2 protein-coding genes are annotated in these 2,171 nt (G+C 64.1%); both read left to right on the top strand.

From position 1 onward, the window contains the following. On the top strand, window positions 1-1,355 hold a 1,355-nt coding region (locus ACOZKU_RS20195; protein ID WP_421580369.1), incomplete at its 5' end, for a DNA translocase FtsK. Window positions 1,356-1,452: 97 nt separating this feature from the next. Next, window positions 1,453-2,118 (top strand): outer membrane lipoprotein carrier protein LolA, encoded by a 666-nt coding sequence (locus ACOZKU_RS20190; RefSeq protein WP_421580368.1) that lies wholly within the window; start codon window positions 1,453-1,455, stop codon window positions 2,116-2,118. Window positions 2,119-2,171: the final 53 nt, after the last annotated feature.

The following is a 2,171-nucleotide window of genomic DNA, read 5'->3' as shown; positions in this document are numbered from 1 at the left end:
CCCTCTACGAACTGGAGCCGGCGCCCGGCATCAAGTCGTCGCGCGTCATCGGCCTTGCCGACGACATCGCTCGCTCGATGAGCGCGATCGCCGCCCGCGTGGCCGTCGTGCCCGGCCGCAACGCCATCGGCATCGAACTGCCGAACCAGAGCCGTGAAACCGTCTATCTGCGCGAACTCATCGCCTCGCGCGATTTCGAAACCTCGAAGGCCCGTCTGGCCATGGCGCTCGGCAAAACGATCGGCGGCGAACCGGTCATTTCCGACATCGCCAAGATGCCGCATCTGCTCGTCGCGGGTACGACCGGTTCGGGCAAGTCGGTCGCCATCAACACCATGATCCTGTCGCTGCTCTACCGCCTGAAGCCGGAGCAGTGCCGTCTGATCATGATCGATCCCAAGATGCTGGAACTCTCCGTCTATGACGGCATCCCGCATCTGCTCTCGCCCGTCGTCACCGATCCGAAGAAGGCCGTCGTCGCCCTGAAATGGACGGTGCGCGAGATGGAGGAGCGCTACAAGAAGATGTCGAAGATCGGCGTGCGCAACATCGACGGCTTCAACAGCCGCGTGGAGCAGGCGCTGGCCAAGGGCGAGACGATCGCCCGCACCGTGCAGACCGGCTTCGACCGCCAAACCGGCGAAGCCATGTACGAGACGGAAGAGTTCGACCTGCAGCCGATCCCCTATATCGTCGTGATCATCGACGAGATGGCCGACCTGATGATGGTCGCAGGCAAGGATATCGAAGGGGCCGTGCAGCGCCTCGCCCAGATGGCGCGCGCCGCCGGCATCCATGTCATCATGGCGACGCAGCGTCCCTCGGTCGACGTTATCACCGGCACGATCAAGGCGAACTTCCCCACCCGCATCTCCTTCCAGGTGACGTCGAAGATCGACAGCCGCACCATTTTGGGCGAGCAGGGCGCCGAACAGCTGCTCGGCATGGGCGACATGCTCTACATGGCCGGCGGCGGGCGCATCCAGCGCGTGCATGGCCCGTTCGTCTCGGACGGCGAAGTGGAAGCCGTGGTCGCGCATCTCAAGGCGCAGGGCGCGCCGCAATATCTCGATGCCATCACCGAGGACGACGACGAGGACGGCGAGGGGGGCGGCGGCCCGGCCGGCACGGCGAACCTCGACGATTCCGACGATCCCTACGACCAGGCGGTGGCCGTGGTGCTGCGCGACGGCAAGGCCTCGACGTCCTATATCCAGCGCCGTCTCGGCATCGGCTACAACCGTGCCGCCTCGCTCATCGAGCGCATGGAGAAGGAGGGCCTGATCGGCCCCGCCAACCACGCCGGAAAGCGCGAAATCCTCGTGCCGACGGAAGACGAAATTTCGGGACGATGACCGGGAACGGAGTGCCTTCTGCGACGTTTCGACCGGCAAGTCTCGCGTCAGGGCTGAGTGCCATTATGGCGCCGCGTTTGGCCCGCATGAAAAACGCATGAAGGAGACCAAGATGAACCGATCCGAAAAAGCCGGTACGCTGACGCGCCGCGGCTTCACCGGCCTCATGGCCCTGGCATTCGCTGCCGGCCTTTCGCTGCTGTCGCCCGTCGAGGCCTCCGCGCAGGCCAGTGCCGCCGCGCAGAAGATCGCCGATCACTTCGCTTCGGTGAAGACGATGGCCGGCGAATTCGTGCAGTTCGGCCCGCGCGGCGAGCAGACCGGCGGCAAGTTCTTCATCGACCGCCCGGGCAAGATCCGCTTCAACTACGAAGATCCCTCGCCGATGCGCGTGATCGCCGACGGCCGCTCCGTCGTCATCGGCAACCGCAAGCTCAAGACCTGGGATCTGTACCCCCTCTCCAAGACGCCGCTGAACCTGCTGCTCGGCAACAAGATCGACCTTTCGGCCAAGATGGTGCGCTCCGTCAAGGAAGAGGCGGACCTCACGACGATCGTGCTCGGGGACCGCAACATGTTCGGCGATTCGACCATCACCATGATGTTCGACCCGAAGACCTATGACCTGCGCCAATGGACGATCACCGATGCCCAGGGCAAGGACACGTCGGTGATGATCTTCAACGTGAAGACCGGCATCCCGCTTGACGACAAGGTGTTCACGATCCCCTATGACGAGGTCCGCCAGCGCGGCGCCAAGTAATCGGCGATTTCGTTTCGGCTGGAAATGCTCTAAGACGCCCTGAAAACCGGCCC

The sequence above is a fragment of the Shinella sp. M31 genome (assembly GCF_049199205.1).
GTDB lineage: Bacteria > Pseudomonadota > Alphaproteobacteria > Rhizobiales > Rhizobiaceae > Shinella.
Note: the sequence above shows the minus strand (reverse complement) of the source record. Positions and strands in the feature narration are given on the sequence as shown.